At 37.5% G+C, this 19,016-nt stretch carries 19 protein-coding genes; 11 read left to right on the top strand and 8 right to left on the bottom strand.

All coding sequences use genetic code 11. The features are described 5' to 3' along the window. Positions 1-5: 5 nt before the first annotated feature. Positions 6-326 (bottom strand): hypothetical protein, encoded by a 321-nt coding sequence (locus ACY3XC_RS21325; RefSeq protein ID WP_464870328.1) that lies wholly within the window; start codon positions 324-326, stop codon positions 6-8. Between the two features lie 235 nt (positions 327-561). Further along, positions 562-1,737, bottom strand: coding sequence for a sulfite reductase subunit alpha (locus ACY3XC_RS21320; RefSeq protein WP_464870327.1), 1,176 nt, complete (start codon positions 1,735-1,737; stop codon positions 562-564). A gap of 270 nt (positions 1,738-2,007) precedes the next feature. On the opposite strand from ACY3XC_RS21320, the gene ACY3XC_RS21315 reads away from it, so the two are divergent. Both ACY3XC_RS21315 and ACY3XC_RS21310 read left to right on the top strand, forming a co-directional pair. Continuing rightward, entirely contained in the window at positions 2,008-3,363 is a 1,356-nt protein-coding gene (locus ACY3XC_RS21315) for an N-acetylmuramoyl-L-alanine amidase (protein ID WP_464870326.1), read from the top strand. A gap of 117 nt (positions 3,364-3,480) precedes the next feature. Beyond that, positions 3,481-4,782: a S8 family peptidase gene (locus ACY3XC_RS21310; protein ID WP_464870405.1), complete on the top strand. Its 1,302-nt coding sequence runs from the start codon at positions 3,481-3,483 to the stop codon at positions 4,780-4,782. A gap of 119 nt (positions 4,783-4,901) precedes the next feature. Here ACY3XC_RS21310 and ACY3XC_RS21305 read toward each other — a convergent pair whose 3' ends face one another. Then, positions 4,902-5,858 carry a tRNA dihydrouridine synthase gene (locus tag ACY3XC_RS21305; protein ID WP_464870325.1) on the bottom strand — a complete coding sequence of 319 codons (957 nt, stop codon included), beginning with the start codon at positions 5,856-5,858 and terminating at the stop codon, positions 4,902-4,904. A 299-nt stretch (positions 5,859-6,157) separates the two neighbouring features. Here ACY3XC_RS21305 and ACY3XC_RS21300 point away from each other — a divergent pair, with 299 nt between their 5' ends. Next, entirely contained in the window at positions 6,158-7,711 is a 1,554-nt protein-coding gene (locus ACY3XC_RS21300; RefSeq protein WP_464870324.1) for an ABC-F family ATP-binding cassette domain-containing protein, read from the top strand. Between the two features lie 200 nt (positions 7,712-7,911). Next, entirely contained in the window at positions 7,912-9,240 is a 1,329-nt protein-coding gene (locus ACY3XC_RS21295; protein ID WP_464870323.1) for a radical SAM protein, read from the top strand. 391 nt (positions 9,241-9,631) lie between these two features. Here the strand turns inward: ACY3XC_RS21295 and ACY3XC_RS21290 are convergent, their stop codons facing one another. Then, positions 9,632-10,255, bottom strand: a complete 624-nt coding sequence (locus tag ACY3XC_RS21290; protein WP_464870322.1) for an FMN-binding negative transcriptional regulator — start codon at positions 10,253-10,255, stop codon at positions 9,632-9,634. 127 nt (positions 10,256-10,382) lie between these two features. On the opposite strand from ACY3XC_RS21290, the gene pdxR reads away from it, so the two are divergent. Continuing rightward, positions 10,383-11,762, top strand: a complete 1,380-nt coding sequence (gene pdxR / locus ACY3XC_RS21285) for a MocR-like pyridoxine biosynthesis transcription factor PdxR (RefSeq protein WP_464870321.1) — start codon at positions 10,383-10,385, stop codon at positions 11,760-11,762. Between the two features lie 166 nt (positions 11,763-11,928). On the opposite strand, the gene ACY3XC_RS21280 is transcribed toward pdxR, so the two are convergent. From ACY3XC_RS21280 to ACY3XC_RS21265, 4 genes are all read right to left on the bottom strand, one after another. Next, entirely contained in the window at positions 11,929-12,168 is a 240-nt protein-coding gene (locus ACY3XC_RS21280; RefSeq protein ID WP_464870320.1) for a thioredoxin family protein, read from the bottom strand. Positions 12,169-12,208: 40 nt separating this feature from the next. Then, positions 12,209-13,222 (bottom strand): permease, encoded by a 1,014-nt coding sequence (locus tag ACY3XC_RS21275; RefSeq protein WP_464870319.1) that lies wholly within the window; start codon positions 13,220-13,222, stop codon positions 12,209-12,211. A gap of 16 nt (positions 13,223-13,238) precedes the next feature. After that, complete coding sequence (locus ACY3XC_RS21270) at positions 13,239-13,610, bottom strand: ArsR/SmtB family transcription factor (protein ID WP_464870318.1); 372 nt, start codon at positions 13,608-13,610, stop codon at positions 13,239-13,241. A gap of 434 nt (positions 13,611-14,044) precedes the next feature. Further along, positions 14,045-14,665, bottom strand: a complete 621-nt coding sequence (locus tag ACY3XC_RS21265; protein ID WP_464870317.1) for an SAM-dependent methyltransferase — start codon at positions 14,663-14,665, stop codon at positions 14,045-14,047. 132 nt (positions 14,666-14,797) lie between these two features. Here ACY3XC_RS21265 and ACY3XC_RS21260 point away from each other — a divergent pair, with 132 nt between their 5' ends. The 6 genes from ACY3XC_RS21260 (at position 14,798) to ACY3XC_RS21235 (ending at position 18,952) form a co-directional block, all read left to right on the top strand. Further along, complete coding sequence (locus ACY3XC_RS21260) at positions 14,798-15,511, top strand: cytochrome c biogenesis CcdA family protein (protein WP_464870316.1); 714 nt, start codon at positions 14,798-14,800, stop codon at positions 15,509-15,511. A gap of 15 nt (positions 15,512-15,526) precedes the next feature. After that, on the top strand, positions 15,527-16,225 hold the full coding sequence (locus ACY3XC_RS21255; RefSeq protein ID WP_464870315.1) for a response regulator transcription factor: 699 nt from the start codon (positions 15,527-15,529) through the stop codon (positions 16,223-16,225). Continuing rightward, complete coding sequence (locus tag ACY3XC_RS21250) at positions 16,212-17,282, top strand: ATP-binding protein (protein ID WP_464870314.1); 1,071 nt, start codon at positions 16,212-16,214, stop codon at positions 17,280-17,282. The genes ACY3XC_RS21255 and ACY3XC_RS21250 overlap by 14 nt, the downstream gene beginning before the upstream one ends. An 80-nt stretch (positions 17,283-17,362) precedes the next feature. Next, on the top strand, positions 17,363-17,755 hold the full coding sequence (locus tag ACY3XC_RS21245; protein WP_464870313.1) for an OsmC family protein: 393 nt from the start codon (positions 17,363-17,365) through the stop codon (positions 17,753-17,755). Then, entirely contained in the window at positions 17,752-18,378 is a 627-nt protein-coding gene (locus ACY3XC_RS21240; protein WP_464870312.1) for a hypothetical protein, read from the top strand. Before ACY3XC_RS21245 ends, ACY3XC_RS21240 begins: the two co-directional genes overlap by 4 nt. Continuing rightward, on the top strand, positions 18,371-18,952 hold the full coding sequence (locus ACY3XC_RS21235; RefSeq protein WP_464870311.1) for a peroxiredoxin family protein: 582 nt from the start codon (positions 18,371-18,373) through the stop codon (positions 18,950-18,952). The genes ACY3XC_RS21240 and ACY3XC_RS21235 overlap by 8 nt, the downstream gene beginning before the upstream one ends. The last annotated feature ends 64 nt before the right edge of the window (positions 18,953-19,016 follow it).

Raw genomic sequence — 19,016 nt, 5'->3', positions numbered from 1 at the left:
AAAATTCATCCTTTATTTATATTTTGGCTGGTGTGCAAAGCAGCAATCATTCCGTAAAAAGCGTAATAAAAGGATTCTGGTGCAATTAGACGAAAATGTCCGACTTCATCTGTATTGAACTTTAATGAATTTTCCAAAAGACGATAAGTAGCATAGGCATAAAAACAGAAATATTTGTAATCAAATTTGGGCATCTTTTCGTAAATAACTGCAATCTCTTCCTTATATAAATCGATATTAGCAGTTGCCTCATCAATAATTTCTTTTAAATCCTCTAATCCAGCTTCTAGAATTAATTCATTTTTCTCTATCCGTATGGCAGCCATTTTTATTCCCTCCATTATATATTCTTTACTTATCATTCAATCATACTTCTAAACCCTTTAACTTGATTTACATCAAGAGAATAGGAATAACTACCCCTGCAAATGGTAATCAAACAAAAAACACCTGCACTTTTATGCAGATGTTTGTCATGGGGACGGTTCTCATGGTCATATTATAACTTGGAATCTTATCTATTGAAGCCATAAGAACCGTTCCCAAGGTCTTTCCACGGTCTTAATAGACATCACGTTGATAGCGTCCTTGCTTTTGCATATCTTTTAGATATGCTTCGGCTGCTTCTCGAGACATGGCGCCTTCTTTTTCAATCACGTTAATGAGTGCTTCGTTAACATCCTTCGCCATACGTTCTTTATCTCCGCAAACGTAGAAGCAGGCTCCATTTTCAAACCACTCAAATAATTCCTTACTATTTTCAAGCATTTTATGCTGTACATATACTTTTTGATCTGAGTCACGGGAGAATGCTGTATCGATCCTTGTCAAAATCCCATCTTGCTGATATTTTTCAAATTCATTTTGATAAAGGAAATCAACCTCTCTGTGCTGATCCCCAAAAAATAACCACGAACGGCCAGCCGCCTTATTTACTGCACGTTCCTGGATAAAAGAACGGAATGGTGCAATGCCTGTCCCTGGCCCCACCATGATAATATCTTTATCTTGGGACTCCGGCAAATGGAAATGTTTATTTGCTTGAACAAAGACCGGCAGCACATCCCCTTCCTGAACTCGTTCAGCACATAAAACGGAGCAAACGCCTTTTCGCTCGCGGCCGTACGCCGTGTACCGTACAGCACCGATGGTAAGATGAACTTCATCTGGATTAGCTGCATTGCTGCTTGCAATCGAATAAAGACGCGGAGTCATTTTTCTTAATAATGAAACGATATCCTGTGCAGATGCCTTCCAAGGGCCAAAATCACGGAGCATATCAAGCAAATCTCGCCCATAGCAGTATTCCTTAAGTTCGTCTGCATTTTCAGCCAATACAAGCTTTTGTAATTCGCCGTTTTCTGTCAGAGCAGCCGCCTGTTGCAAAATCTTCCTAGTCAACAGTGTAATTTCAAAATAAATTGTTACCGCTTCCTTCAGCGGCATTGTTTCCCCTTGTTTTCCGACAACTACAACCTCTTCTTCATCCCATTGCATTTCTTTGAAAATGGAAGCCACAAGTTCTGGTTCATTAGAAGGTACAACTCCAAGTGCATCCCCAGGGTTATAAGAAAGACCTGAACCTTTTAGTGATAATTCAATATGTCTTGTTTCCTTGGTAGAACCTGATCCGTTTAAATTAATATTTTTAAGGACCTTCGCTTGAAATGGATTAGTCCTTGAAAATGGAAGTTTGTCGCCTTTGGTATTTTTGGTGTTTTCCAAAGTTAGTTGCATAGTTCATCTAACCCCCAAATGTTTTATATAAATAAAAATAACACAGTACTAGAATATCAGATGTGCCATTTTACACACAATAACTAATATTTGTAATCATGGCGTGTTGATGAGTTCATACGCCTTTTAAAAAGCATTAACCTTATATATATACTTAAGCGGAAAAAACATTATATCGTAATAAAATAACACTTTGTCTCATTCAATTTCCGAATATTACCATATAAATATAAGTGGAAGATTAATTTTAAAAAGATTGGAGGAAATTTGATGAAACTTTATTTAGATCCAGGTCATGGCGGCTCAGACCCCGGTGCGGTAGGCAACGGACTAAGAGAAAAGGATATTACATTAGATATTGCGCTGAAAATACGTTCAATCTTAACGAATAATTATGAAAATGTTCAAGTAATGATGAGCCGTACAGGCGATACAAGTAAGACTTTAAGCCAGCGGACAAATGAGGCGAATTCTTGGGGCGCCGATTTTTATTTGTCGATTCACTGCAATGCTTTTAATGGCGCTGCGAGGGGTTACGAAGACTATATTCACACCAGCCAATCCAGCTCTTCCATAACTGGGCAATATCAGACCATTATCCATGCAGAGGTTATGAAATTGAACCAGCTCCAGGACCGCGGACAGAAAAAAGCAAATTTCCATGTTCTACGCGAATCTGCTATGCCTGCCCTTTTATCGGAAAATGGTTTTATCGACAATGCACAAGATGCCGCACTAATGAAACAGTCATCATGGCGTCAACAAGTAGCCCAAGGTCATGCAAATGGGGTAGCAAAAGCATTTAATCTTAAAAGTAAACCAACTAATCCCGATACCGGAACGATTTACAAAGTAATAGCCGGTTCATTCAAGTCAAAAGATAATGCAGATGAACGTGTTGCATTTCTTCGCACTAAAGGGATTGAATCGTTTGTTGATACCGTTTCAATCTCAGGTGAGACGTGGTATCGGGTTCAAGCAGGGGCCTTTTCAAACCGTCAAAATGCTGAAAACCGTTTGACTGAAGTTAAAAATGCTGGGATTCAAGATGCCTTTATTATTGCTGAGAACACAAGCGGCGCTTCTAATGAAGAAGCTCCAAAGGGGTATTCCATCCAAGGGCAAACCTTTCTCTCACCCGAACATATGAATCTATTTGTTAAAACTATCAATCCAGCTGCGCTTGAATTAGGGATTTATTATTTAACCTTCGGAGAATATTACGGAATCAGAGGTGACATTGCCTTCGCACAGGCCATGCACGAAACAGACTATCTTCGATTTACTGGGGTCGTGCAGCCTGAGCAGAACAATTTTTGCGGGTTAGGCGCAACTGGACCGGATAATCCTGGTGCAAGCTTTGATACTCCAAGGGAAGGAGTACTCGCCCATTTGCAACATTTATTTGCCTATGCATCTACTAAACCACTGCCAGATGAATATCCATTAGTGGATCCCCGTTTTGACCTTGTAGCAAGAGGATCTGCTCCAACATGGGTTGGTTTAAATGGAAAATGGGCTGTACCGGGTACTAATTATGGTCAATCTATTTTAGGTCTATATGAAAGAATGATTAATGGGGCAAGGCAAAATCTAGAAAATGTCTTAAAAGACATAAAAGGCTAATTTCTTTCAAGTTTTTTGCCCTTTTTATCTTTTTATAAACGTTTTAATCATTCCCTCTATTAAAAAATTGCATAGAATATCTTGTTTAAACATTTTTTAAGAGAGGAATGAATGTTCATGTTAGGTTTTTCAATTATTCAACTGGTTCGGCGAAATGGACATAAACTTGATAGAAACTTACGGAAGGAATTAATTCAAATCTATTCCCCATTTCGGAATATTCCATGTTTTTTGCACAGACCCCTTGAATATTTAAGCAAGAAGGCAAAGAAGTTACCATTAGTCATTGAGTTTGAGGCAGACTGTTTTGAGCAGGGGATTGATGATGTTAAAAATACAAATTCGAGGAAACTAAATCAGCACCCTTCCATTTCCTGTTGTTCTACTACATTATCCATCGAAAAAATAGAGTATTTACTCGATAATTGCAGCCACATAAAAAAAGTATACTATGATCGAAAAGTGACAGCCCTCCTCGATAAAGCCACTCCTTCCATTCACTCAGACCAATTACAGCAAAATGGTTTAACAGGTAAGGATGTAACCCTGGCAATCATTGATACAGGCATCCATCCACACGAAGATTTACAAGGGCGGATCAAAGGATTTAAAGATTTTATTAATAATAGAACGGCTCCATATGATGATAATGGTCACGGTACCCACTGTGCAGGAGATGCAGCAGGCAACGGATCATTATCCGGTGGAAAATATAAAGGTCCTGCACCTGAGGCGAATTTAGTGGGAGTAAAGGTTCTCGATAAAATGGGATCTGGTTCACTTTCAACTGTCATTTCCGGTATTGATTGGTGCATCCAAAATCAAGCACAATTAAATATCAATATTCTTTCATTATCGCTTGGCAGCGATGCACAACAGTCTGCCAAAGACGATCCTGTCGTAAAAGCCGTTGAAAAAGCATGGGATAATGGAATGGTAGTTTGTGTGGCAGCCGGTAATTCAGGCCCTTCACAGCAAACGATTGCCAGCCCTGGGATAAGCCCAAAGGTTATTACAGTGGGAGCAGCCAATGATTATAATACAGTAGATCGTTCCGACGATACTGTACCCGACTTTTCAAGCCGCGGTCTAACCATTGATGGGCTTATGAAACCAGATCTTGTAACGCCTGGCGTAAATATTATTTCATTACGTTCACCGGGATCTTTTCTTGATAAAACAAATTCATCATCACGTGTCGATACTAACTATTTTTCATTATCCGGGACCTCAATGGCCACTCCGATATGTGCAGGCGTAGTAGCACAAATGCTGCAAAACAATCCCAACCAATCTCCCGACGACATCAAACTACAGCTTATTAAGGCATGTGAAGATATGGGACAAGCCTCCTACATCCAAGGCAATGGTTATTTAAACGCTGCAAATATATTGAATTTAGAGGTAAGACAACATTAATCAAGGAGACTTTGACACCTCGAACTATGCCTAAATTAATGGAACACAATGCTTAAATAAGAAATGATCTTTGAAAAAGCTCAATCAAAAATTTGATTGAGCTTTTTCATCCGTCAACATTATTTTCCAAAGTTATCCAACAATGCACGTACTTCATCTGTTGACTTCGTGTTCATCAATTGGTTTCTTAATTCAGCAGCTCCAGGGAATCCTTTGACATAAATTTTGAAAAAGCGGTGAAGCCCTGTGATTGAACGTGGCAATACTTCCGCATATTGATCCTGAAGATCAAGCTGCAGTCTTAAAAGATCAAGGTATTCTTTACTGCTATGCTCTTTTGGCTCTTTTTCAAAAGCAAAAGGATTTTTAAAAATACCCCGCCCAATCATCACGCCATCAATTCCATATTGTTCCGCAAGCTGCAGCCCCGTTTGACGGTCAGGAATGTCTCCATTGATGGTTAGCAGCGTATTTGGTGCGATAGTGTCACGTAACTTTTTGATCTCAGGAATTAGCTCCCAATGCGCATCTACTTGGCTCATTTCCTTTCTTGTACGTAAATGAATCGAAAGGTTCGCAATATCCTGTTTTAAAATATGCGTCAGCCACTCTTCCCACTCCTGAACCTCCCTATCGCCAAGTCGTGTTTTCACGCTGACAGGCCGCCCGCCCGCTTTTGCTGCTTGAATAAGTTCTGCCGCAACGTCTGGGCGCAGAATAAGGCCGCTGCCCTTCCCTCTCGAGGCCACATTCGGTACAGGGCAGCCCATATTAATATCGATGCCTTTAAATCCTAGCTCTGCCATGCCAATACTCATTTGACGGAAATATTCGGGATTATCCCCCCAAATATGTGCCACCATTGGCTGTTCATCTTCAGTAAAAGTCAAACGGCCGCGCACACTTTTCATGCCCTCTGGATGACAATAACTGTCCGAGTTTGTAAACTCTGTGAAAAATACATCCGGTCGGCCGGCTGCACTTACTACATGACGAAAAACAACATCTGTCACATCTTCCATTGGTGCAAGTACAAAAAATGGCCGTGGTAAATCACGCCAAAAATTATCTATCATTTCAAACTCAAATCCTCTCACTATGAATACAACTTCAAACTCTCGGTCAAAAAATATAAAGTCAAATGTTTCACTTATTGTACACTTATATCATGCTTCATAACTTATTATCAAACACAAGTACATTTGGACATTTATTATTCGTGAAAAACTATGATAGCATACTTAACATGATTCCCCAACCGGTTCCTCTGTCAGTTAAAAATCGAATTACATTTTTTACAAAAAGTTCAAGATAGAAAAAGCAGCCAAAATCTAGTAAGATATCTACATGTGACATTAGATAAGGGGTTAAAAAAATGAGCGTATTAAATGTACAAAATTTAAGCCACGGTTTCGGTGATCGTGCAATTTTTAATAATGTATCTTTTCGCCTTTTAAAAGGTGAACACGTTGGACTAGTTGGAGCAAATGGTGAGGGTAAGTCTACTTTCATGAATATTGTTACTGGAAAGCTGCAACCCGACGAGGGGAAAGTAGAGTGGTCCCGAAAGGTTCGTGTTGGATATTTAGATCAGCATGCTGTTCTTCAAAAAGGTACAACGATGCGTGAAGCTTTGAGCACTGCATTTCAATATCTATTTGATGCTGAAGCAGAGATTAATGAACTTTATGCAAAAATGGGTGATGAAGGTGCTGATATCGATGCACTGCTTGCAGAAGTTGGAGAGCTGCAAGAAACGTTAGATAGTAATGATTTCTATCAAATTAATTCAAAAGTGGAGGAAGTTGCTCGTGGTCTAGGATTAGACGATGTTGGACTCGATCGAGATGTAGATGATCTTAGCGGTGGGCAACGTACGAAAGTTTTGCTGGCTAAGCTTTTGCTAGAAAAGCCTGAAATCCTATTACTAGATGAGCCTACGAACTATTTGGATGAACAGCATATCGAATGGTTGAAGCGCTATTTACAGGAATATGAGAATGCATTTATCTTGATTTCACATGATATTCCATTCTTGAACAATGTTGTTAATTTGATCTACCACATGGAAAACCAAGAATTGAATCGCTATGTTGGTGACTATGATAACTTCCTAAATATTCATGAAATGAAGAAGCAGCAGCTTGAGTCTGCTTACAAGCGCCAACAACAAGAAATTGCTAATTTAAAGGACTTCGTTGCTCGTAATAAGGCAAGTGTGGCGACTCGTAATATGGCAATGTCTCGTCAGAAGAAGCTCGACAAAATGGAAGTTATTGAATTGGGGAGAGAGAAGCCGAAACCAGAGTTTAACTTCAAAGAAGCTCGTGCAGCTAGTCGTTGGATTTTCACGGCTGAAGATCTTGTTATTGGTTACAATGAACCACTTTCCCGCCCTCTGAATTTAAAAATGGAACGAGGACAAAAAATTGCATTCGTGGGTGCAAACGGTATTGGTAAGTCTACTCTTTTAAAAAGTATTCTTGGGTTGACTGATCCCATTTCTGGTAAAGTGGAACGCGGTGAGTATCAACACATCGGTTACTTCGAGCAGGAAGTGAAACAGTCCAACTACAACACTTGTATTGAAGAGATTTGGAGCACGTTCCCAAGTATGAATCAGGCTGAAGTCCGTGCTGCTCTTGCAAAATGTGGATTAACGACGAAGCATATTGAAAGTAAAGTCGAAGTCCTTTCCGGTGGAGAAAAGGCAAAAGTTCGTTTGTGCAAAATTTTAAACACAGAAACGAATTTATTAATTCTAGACGAACCTACCAATCACTTGGATGTGGACGCAAAAGAAGAATTGAAGCGTGCTTTAAAGGCATATCGTGGAAGTATCTTGATGGTATCGCACGAACCTGATTTCTATCGTGAAATTGCGACCGATATTTGGAATTGCGAGGATTGGACAACGAAAGTGTTTTAAATAAAGATTAAGGGGTATCCAGTGACTTGGATACCCCTTTTATTAATATTTAGAGATCTCTCTTTTACTTAATTCATTCTCAAATACATATACATCTTTCTTCATTCTCTACTTAGTGATAGAACTCACTGACCATTACAAACGATAACCTTATACTATTTTAGTCTATCAAACTATGTTCAATGAAGGTTAGTGAAAATATGGAAATTGAAAACAGATATGTTCCATCTAGATTTAATGCTCTATCACATACAGATGACAATGGAGTTGTGCTATTTAATAGTTATACTGGTGCCATTACTTATTTCTCTGATAAAGAAAAGCAAGCTGTTATTTCTTCTTTAAAAAGATCTGGTACCGATTGTTTAGAAAACGAAATACAAAAAGATTTATATACTAATGGTTTTTTAGTTTCTAGTAGTGTAGATGAAATGAGAAGAGCACAGTTTCTTCATCAGTCGTTGCATCGAACAGATATCATGCATCTTGTCCTAATGCCTACCGAAGCCTGCAATTTCCGATGTACATATTGTTACGAAACGTTTGAACGTGGAAAAATGAATCGAAAAATAATAAACGGCTTAAAAGCTTTTGTTCAAGAGAAGGCAACTAATTTATCAGCCCTGCATATTAGTTGGTTTGGCGGTGAACCCTTAACCTCATTAGATGTCATTGAGGAACTTTCCGAGTGCTTTATTTCGATTGCAAACGAAAACAATATCCATTACTCTTGTGACCTTGTTACAAATGGTTATTTATTAACAAAAGAAGTTTTCAATCGATTGCTCTCTTGGAACATTAACCAATTTATGATTACGGTCGATGGAGTTGGAGAGGTTCACGATAGCAGAAGACACTTAACAAGCGGCGGGAAAACATTTGATAAAATCATCGATAATCTAATGGCCATAAAAGATGTCACCGGTTCATTTGATATTACAGTTCGAACTAATTTTGATGAAGAAAACTTACCAGAGGCATCCAAGTTAACTAGTTTCTTAAAAGATCATTTTGCAGATGACGGTCGTTTTGGAATTATGTTTCGACCTGTTGGAAAATGGGGTGGAAAAAACGATGATGACATCCCCGTTTGCAGCCGCACGATGGCAAACAAAAAGATTTGGGAACTGACGGATGAAGCAATAACACAAGGATTCAGAATGAGCTCCATGATAACAGAGTCCTTGATGCCATCCGCATCGGTCTGCTACGCAGCAAAACCACACTCATTAGTAGTTGGCTCTGATGGACAATTATATAAATGTACCCTCTCACTAAATGAGGAGTTTAATAAAGTTGGAATATTACAAGAAGATGGTACTCTAGAACTTGACTATGATAAATTCGCCAGTTGGGTAACATCAGGCGAGGAAACAGATACTGTTTGCCAATCCTGCTTTTACCGACCTGCATGCCAAGGCAATCATTGTCCGTTATACCGGATGAGAACCGAAGAAAGACCTTGCCCTTATGAAAAAAGAAATATCAAAAAAGTATTAAACTTAATATGGAAAAATAATATCGAGTAAAGAAAACATCTAAATAATTGCTAGGTGACTAACAATTAATCAATATGGAAAGGTGGTGAGTTACATGCGTGTATTACGCCCAGCTATATCTCCAGTTAACAACCAGAACACTGGAAAAATAATGAAATCAGTACCAGGCAATTTAAAATAAGCATAAAACAGTAGAAGGCAACTCCCCCGCTAGGGTGGGTTGCCTTTCTTTGAATGAGAAACATACTGAGCGTGAATCTTTTATAGATTCTCGTTCCCATCTGTTATTAATTATCGTAAGGTTAGCAACAGGCAGCATTCGACGGAGCTTGAGTGGTGATGGCATTTTCCCTACAGAGATCACTTTGGCACAAGTCTTAAGAGCTAAAATACGACACAACACATCATACTCTTCTACAAATCATTCAAACAACCCTTTCCGTTGCTCACGCATCCACTTGGCAACCTGAGTTTCCCCTTGTTCTTTTGATTTTCCAAGTTCTGTAACGATATTTTTGTAATCTGTGTCGCTACGGTTTTGACTCATTTTCGCTGAAGCTTGAATTGAGGTAATCTCTATTCTAAAACCAACAATGCCTTTCATTTCGCTCTCAAGCAACTCAGGATCGAATGTATCCCACAGCCGCCCTTTTTCCCGGTGAGCCTCGTAACGGTTGAGCAGCATTTTCAAATCCGAAATCAACTCATCGCCAGTAACAATGCATGCTGCTCCATACGCATGTACGGCTAGATAGTCCCATGTTGGTACCTCTTCGACCGTATACCAACTTGATGATATATAAGAATGCGGTCCTTGAAAAATAAGCAACACATCAGCATTATTATCCAAAGTCTTTTTCTGCATATTTCCATAGGCGATGTGCCCTGTCGCATAGATTTTCCCGCCATCTTCACAAATCTCTAAGGGGATATGTGTAGCAATGGGACGATGTTTATCGACAGTAACTAATAATGCAAACGGATGAGACTTCATAAATTGAACTGCCTCATCTTGATCCATATGATATTGCTTAGGAATGTACACAATAATCACCCTTTCAACTAGCAAATGAATTTTAATGAATAAACTTCCAATAAAGAAATAGTATTATACAAGCTGACATAAAAAAAGGTACAATAATAAACAAATATACATGTCAGAGGGAATGCAATTGAATAATACTATTTTTACTTTTAAAGGTAACTCCCCAAAATACAAACAAATCTACGAAAAATTTAAATCATTTATTGAACAAGGAGACATTTTGGCGAATGAGCAATTGCCCTCCATTCGTCAACTTGCAGAGTCCTTACATGTAAGCCGTAATACAACTTTAATGGCATATGAACAGCTTGTTGCTGAAGGGTATATTCGTGGAGAGGGCCGCAAAGGTTATTTGGTAAATGAGTTAGAACCCGTAATATTTCAGAAGGCTTCAATCTCACATAATAAAAAGCAAACAGAGTCTAAGAAACCTCCGGTAGTTAATTTCAGGGCAGATGCCGTAGATCAAACACACTTCCCAGTGAAAATTTGGAGGAGAATTGCCAATCAAGTATTAACATTACAGGATAGCTTTCGGTACGGAGAACCATTTGGGGAAATAGCCTTGCGAGAACAAATCTCCACCTATTTATTCCAATCACGGGGAGTGAAAACAAATCCGAATGCAATTATTATCGGAAGCAGCACCCAACAAATGCTTATATACCTTGGACATATATTGAAGGATGAATTCCAGAGTATTATCGTTGAAGACCCTGGTTACGACGGGGCTAGGGAAGCTTTTCAATTCCATCATTTTAGGTTTGAAACTTTGCCGGTTTATGAAACAGGTGCTGACCTTTCACAATTAGAACAAACGCAATCACGATTAATCTATGTAACCCCTTCCCACCAAAGTCCAATTGGAGTAAGCATGTCCATTCAACAACGGCAAATGCTTATTCATTGGGTTAACGAGATGCGCGGGATTATTATCGAAGACGATTATGATAGTGAGTTCCGCTATACACAAAAACCATTTCCTGCTCTTGCCTCCATAGATTCAGCAAGAGTTATCTATTTAGGGAATTTCTCAAAGTCATTTCTTCCAGGAATCCGTTTAAGCTATATGGTATTGCCAGAGCCAGTTTTAACTCGTTATAAAAAGCGTTTTATTCATTTTGAGAGTCCCACTTCGCTTCTCAGCCAACTCACAATGGCGAAATTTATGGAATCAGGAGAATGGAATCGCCACGTTAAACGAATGCGTCTTGTTTATAAAAGAAAAATGCTGCACTTAGCTTCTGAATTAAGAAACCAATTCGGCCAAACTATTTCTATTATAGGCGAGCAGTCTGGTTTGTACTTGTTAATCAAATTACACCTAAACCGTTCAGAAGAATGGTTAATCGGGCGTGCTGCTTCTTATGGTGTAAAAGTGTATCCCACCTCACTCTACTTTATTAACAATAATTCCGATAACCCAATCATTAAACTTGGATTTAGTCATCTTTCTTCTGATGAAATTGAGCTTGGTGTCGAGCTCTTAAAAAAGGCTTGGGGATAAAAAACCCCGTCGTCGTTAGTGAGTCTAACGATTGCGGGGCAGTTCCACTTAGAGTGTTTGTGGCAGCACAGGGGGTGCTGGTAGTTTTCAAATTTAAGGTCTTTGTTGCTAAAATCCTTTTCTGAGAGTGACTTTAATAGATCCGAGGTAGTAACTCCAATTCCATTTACTGTGCATTTTCAATTAATTTAGCAATATCTTTAGGCTTTAGAACCTTTCCATAAGAGACTACCTTTTCATCAATGACTAAAGCTGGGGTAGACATAATTCCATAACTCATAATTTCTTTGATGTCTTCAACTTTCACTATTTCCGCAGCCTTACCTAACTCTTCAAGTGCCTTTTTTGTATTTTCCGCTAAAGTAACACAGTTTCTGCACCCAGTACCTAAAATCTTAATCAACATAATAAATCACTCCTTGTTTTTAAAATCTTTAAGATCATTTTTACAAGAATAGGTGACTAAATATATTAAAAATATATCCAATAATGAGAATACCAATTGAAACAATAACTACGAATATCGCCAACAGTCTTGGTTTAACGACCGTTTTTAACATAATGATCGATGGAAGTGAGAGTGCGGTTACTGCCATCATAAATGCAAGTGCCGTTCCAATGCCTACACCCTTACCAACCAAAGCTTCTGCAATCGGAAGTGTCCCAAAAATATCTGCATACATTGGTATTCCAACAATAGTCGCTAATAGAACAGAGTACCATTTGTCTTGACCTAGTACTGCGCTTATCACAGATTCAGGAATCCAGTTATGGATGGCTGCACCTATACCAACACCAATGAAAATATATAACCAAACTTTCTTAATAATATCCGTAACCTGTTCCCTTGAAAATCCCACTCTCTCATGAGCAGTTAACCCCACCGGGTCAACATCCACCATTTTATTATTAAAAACAAATGGTTCAATATACTTTTCTAGTTTTAGCTTACTCATAATCGTCCCACCTAAAACAGCTAAGACGAGACCAACAATGACATAGGCAAACGCAATTTTCCAATTAAAGATACTAGCTAGCAAGATAACAGAGGCTATGTCAACAAGGGGAGAGGATATTAGAAATGAAAAAGTAACCCCAATTGGTAATCCCGCGCTTGTAAAACCTATAAACAAAGGAATCGATGAACAGGAACAAAACGGGGTAACAGTACCTAGTAAAGCACTTAATATATTGGCGGTAAATCCATTAAATCTGCCTAAGATTTTCTTCGTTCTTTCAGGTGGAAAATAACTTTGAATATAAGAAATAATAAAAATGAGAACTGAAAGTAAGATAAAGATTTTTATTACATCATAAATAAAGAAGTGAATACTTCCTCCAACAGGTTCATTTACGTTTAACCCGAATACATCTTCAACTAGATAAGCAACCGAGTTACTTAGCCAGTCCATCTTAAGTAATTGGTTATTTAACCATTCAAAAATACTCACAAGAGTCATCTCCAGACTGATTATTCTAACCTGCCAAAAAGGAGCTGCCGTTTAGTAAGGACGGCAATAAAGGTGTTAATTTATCCTTATTTACACTATAAATCGTAAACTTCCCTTCACGACGTGATTGAATGATATTTCCCTTTTCCATAATCTTTAGGTGGTGGCTAATCGTTGAAGAAGCTCCGCCTAATGCAGCTACAATTTCACACATACACAAATCTTCAATGTATAGCAAAGATATAATTTTCATGCGTGTTTCATCTGCTATACCCTTGAAGAAATCGGCGGCTTTCTTCAGTGCTTCCTTGTCTGTCATGACTGGAAATTGATCCTCAGCTCTTGCCCGAATCTCATTCATATTCTCATTTGACTTTATGTTCCAAGTTAAGTTCATTTTCATCCCCCCTATGCAATATTATAAAACTAATTTTCTAGTTTTATAGTTTTGATTGTGTCGAATTTAGTACAATTAAAAGGGCAGTTAGTCATTATAACTAGCTGCCCCTTTTGTTTTATTTCATCATTCATAAGTAATAAGATTATGTTTTATTGTTGGGGCCTGCTGCTTCTTTTAAAACTAGCTGCGAGACACACTCCACGTGGGTTGAGTGGTGATGGCAGATACTAAGATGTAGGAGTGTTTACCTTATACTTTTAATTAATAATCATATTATCATGTAAAAGGCTAGATTACATCATGCCACCCGTAAGCTGAAAGTGATGTAATATCTTTAACGAGAAGTACAAAAAGCACACAATAATTTTCAAGAATCACTTGAAGTACTTTATAGAGTAGATGCTCTAATACTAGGTAAATGAATTAACAACTTACAAATTTTGGAGAGATACCTGAGATGGTTTTTGACCGACAAACTGAATAACATGAGACAAACCATTATGAAGTTCACCTTCATTACGTACAACCTCTCCCATGAAAAAGTGAAGAATACGCCAATCAGCAAAGGTTTGCCAAAACTCTTCGGGCCTATATAAAAAATTAATATCGCGGGGTCCCCCACTATTATAGGGAATCTGTTTTTGCGAATATACTTCCGTTATGTAGTATCCCCCTGGCTTAACAGCCTCTCTTACTCCTACAAGTGTTTTTTCACGTAATTCCTTTGGAAAATGACCAAAGATACATACTATTTCATCCCACGCATCTGGTGTCCATTTAGCATTGTTTAAATCAACAAGTTCAGTTTGAACATTAACTCCGCGTTCTTTAGCGAGTTTTTTTGTTTTATCTAGGCCAGATTCTGAATAATCCCATGTGGTGACATTCATTCCTTGTTCAGCTAGGAAAACACCATTACGCCCTTCACCTTCAGCAATAGCCAAGGCGTTACCCGACAATTGGAGTTTTCTTATAGTTTCTTCTAAAAAAATATTTGGTTTCTTTCCATATACATAGTCCTCTGCTTGAAAACGAGTGTTCCACTGATTCAATGTTTTACCTCCTATTTATTAGTTAATATTCATATACAATCGAATTACATGGGATAAATAACATTTTATTTTTTGTTCTTAATTAATCCTTAACAAATATCACCCATAATTAATCAAAAGGAGTGATTATTTGTGAATGATATCGGAATATTTTTTGCCATAGCTAGTGGTATCCTGTCCTTTTTTTCTCCATGTGTTTTTCCCCTCCTTCCAGCTTATATTACCCATTTAACCGGGGGGAAAATTGAAGACTCTAAAATGCAGGTAAATCGGACAAAGCTTTATATTAGATCAATCGGATTTATTATCGGATTTAGTATCATTTTTATTGCACTGGGTGCCTCAGCAAGCTTTATTGGTAAATTATTGATGAATTATCGGGTTCTGATTATGCAGATTGCAGGCCTTTTAATTATCATTTTTGGCTTACAGATGGCCGGACTGTTAAAATTTAAATTATTAATGAAAGAAAAAAGAATACAATCAGAACTTAAACCCAAAAGTATATTTAGTTCTGTTTTACTTGGAATGGCATTTGCCAGTGGATGGTCCCCTTGTGTGGGACTCGCACTGTCGTCGATATTATTATTAGCAAGCTCGGCAGATACTTTATCCGAAGGAATATTCCTGTTAGGAGCCTATTCTCTTGGAATGGCGATACCATTTTTTATTATTAGTATTGTTATATCTTATTCTTTAAAAACAATGAAAAAAATCAATAAATATTTATCAAAACTTGCATTTGTAAATGGGATTGTCATGGTTATGCTAGGATTTTTAGTTTTAAGCGGACAAATGCAGAAAATTAGTGCATGGCTGTCAGCTTACAGTTTATTTCAGTTTTAGAAAGGGAGAGAATTCTTGTCACCAAAGAAGCTAATTGGAAAAACCGTCTTAGTCGTGGAAGATGACCCTAAAATTCGTCAGCTTGTAAAAATCTATTTAACTCAAGAAGGCTATGAAGTAAGTGAAGCAGCTAATGGGTTAGAAGCCAAGGAGAAAATTGAACATTTGGATCCTTGTATTCTCATTCTAGACCTTATGCTGCCCGAAATCAGTGGTGAAGATATCTTAAGATGGGTTCGAAGAGAATTAAAAAGTATGATGCCTATAATTATTCTTTCTGCTAAAGTATCTGAAAAAAACCGAATCCACGGGTTTAAATTAGGGGCTGATGACTATGTGGTCAAACCCTTTAGCCCTGCTGAACTAATGGTTAGAATAGAAGCAGTTTTAAGAAGAACCGCAAGCCGTTGCGGAAAGCTCAGCTTTACTGGGTTTACAATTAAACCAGCAAAAGGTGAAGCTTGGATTAACGATGAACAGCTAGAGTTGACTCATTTTGAATTTAAGCTGCTTCATAATTTTATGCAACATTCAGATCATATCTTATCAAGAGAACAAATACTCACCTATATCTATGAAAAAAATGAAAAAGCTGTTTCAGACAGAACCATAGATGTCCATATAAAGAATTTGCGGGAAAAAATAAAGGAAAAGACACCTAAAGAATATATCCAAACGATAAGAGGAATGGGGTATAAGTTTGTGGGCATTTAAAAAATTATCCAATCTTATATCAAAGCTAGTTGCCCTTAATAGCATAGTCATTCTGCTCGTTATACTACTTGCAGGATTCTCAGTAAAGGAGTACGCCTGTTATTTAGTTAATTCGGAAAATATAGTTGGATTAGACCTTATCGATATACTTAATGAATTTCTCTGGAAAGTGGCATTCCTTGCTTTTATCATCGCGGGATTTTTTCATTACGTAACGGTAAAGAGAATTGTAGAACCTATCAAACATTTAACAAAATCTGCTAAAGAAATCAAAGAAGGCAAGTCTCCTTCTTTAGTAAAGTTAAATTCAAGTGGTGAATTGAAGGAACTAATTGAAAACTTTAACACAATGGCTCAAACACTCAACTCTGTTAGGGAACAACGGGATGAAATGCTTCGTGATATCGCCCACGAACTTCGAACTCCTTTGACGAATATAAACGGTTATCTGGAAGCACTGCAAAACGGCGTAATAAAAGGAAATCCAGATTTATTTGGCTCACTGCTTGAAGAATCTCGCAGGATAACTAGAATTGTTGAACTTATAACAGAATTAAATTCATGGAATAACGGAAATTACTTTGCAGATAAACAGTTTAGTCCCGTTGCAATCGAAAAGGTTCTGGATGAAACATTAACTGCTTTCCATTTAAAACTGCAACAACGTTTCAAAGAAATGAAAATTGATATTGAGAAAGAACAAATATTAGGGAATCAGGACGGTCTAATACAGGTTTTCACAAACATTCTTCAAAATATTCTTGATTATAACACAGGTAGTGAATTGAAAATTAGCGGGGCAAAAAAAGATGGTATGTATTTCATTACTTTTGAACATCAGGGTCAATTCATTGACCCTGAGAAAAAAGAACGAATCTTTGAACGTTTTTATCGCTTGGAGGAATCTAGAAGCACAAAATCCGAAGGGGCCGGCTTAGGTCTTACAATTTCAAAAAGTATTATACTAGCCCATGATGGAAATATCGGGTTAGAGACGGATGGCATCCTCCATATCTTTTGGATTGCACTCCCTATAATTAAAATAGTCGAAGAGTAAAAAACAATATGTTTTAAGTCTTATTTCTTAATCATTTCTTAACAATTGAAAAGGATAATCTTGTATTAAGGAGTGGTACTATGAAATTTACAATTGAAGATGAAAAAATTAATGGTAAATTGGGGTTCGGTGAAATCTCCATTTCTCCCAATGAGAACAATGGTTATCGCCCATACGAATTGTTTGTTTCTTCTTTAGTTGGTTGCAGTGGAACCTTACTAAGGAATATTTTAACCAAAAAACGAATTCCATTTGAGAAGATTGACATGGAAGTAGTATCAATTAGGAATCTAGATTATGCAAACAGAATTGAACAGCTCTCCTTTAAAGCATTTGTACATACGAATGTTGCATTAAGCCTGCAACAAGCAGAAAAGATAGCACAGTTAGTGGTTAAAAATTGTGGAATGATTCAATCAGTAATCCAGTCAATAGACATTGTGTTCACAGTTAGATTTGGTGAACATGAATGAATTATTACCAAATAGGAAACTTATCCATTCCTACTTTGTGGCTTGCTGTCTTGATTGCACTTTTCGGAGCATCCCTATTATATAAGCTGCTAACAAGTAAAAAAGTTGGAGAATGGTATTGGAATAGTTTTATTCTCTATTTTCTAGCATGGAAACTAAGTTACATCCTGTTTAATATAACCATGTTTATAGACATGCCCCTTTCTATTCTTTATTTCAACGGAGGCACAAAAGGACATTTCTTAGGATTAACAATTCTATCTCTGTATTTATTGTTTCTAGCAGGCAAAAAACATCCTGGTTTGCCGAAAGAAGCTGCCAGCATTTTTCTTCTATTCTTTTTAACATATGAAGTGATTTGTAAACTATTAGAACAGCAATGGATAGAAGTATTTTTCCACTTCGTCGTATTTGCCGGATATCTGGTCTTATTTTTATCCCTAAAAAGCAAAAACAAACGTATCACTGGGCCAATCATCATTGTGTTGATACTCATAGAGTTTTTGCTCTTAAGCATTTTCAGTACATTGCTTTCTTTAAAGGTACTTACATTAACTTGGATTGGTTTAACTGTACTTTCACTTTTAAAAAAAATGGACAAGGAGGGCAAAATACTTGAATAAAAATCTTTTATCAGTCGCTATTATCGTGCTTGCAGCCGCAATTATCCTCGTAAATTTGTTAAAACCATCTGTCACAGAGGGAAACAAAGAAATCACACCAGTAGAGGCTCCTACTTCTGAGGATATTCCAGGTGTAGATCTCTCACAAGTAAAGGAAGGAAATCCAGCTCCTAATTTTGAATTAACTACACTAGCAGGAGAAGCAGTACAGCTTTCTGATTATAAAGGTAAAAAGGTCATTTTGAATTTTTGGGCTACCTGGTGCCCGCCATGCAAAGCAGAAATGCCTCATATGCAAAACTTTTATGAAAAAAACAAAGGAAATGACATTGAAATATTAGCTGTCAACCTGACAAGTATGGATAAGGGCAAAACAGATATTGAGAATTTTGTACAAGAATATGGTCTTACGTTTGATATCCCCCTAGATGAGGAGGGAACAATTGGTGCCCAGTATCAAGCCTTTAGTATTCCAACGAGCTATATCATTGATTCAAAGGGAATCATTACAAAAAAAATAGTTGGTCCAATGGACGAAGATATGATGAAGACCCTTACAAATGAAATAAATTAAGAATGTTCCTTTATACAGTTAATTATATTGTCGTAAAGGCGTGGAGACAAACTTCTATGGAAGA

The organism is Bacillus sp. CZDM1 (genome assembly GCF_055502545.1).
This window is presented reverse-complemented; position numbering and strand designations above follow the sequence as displayed.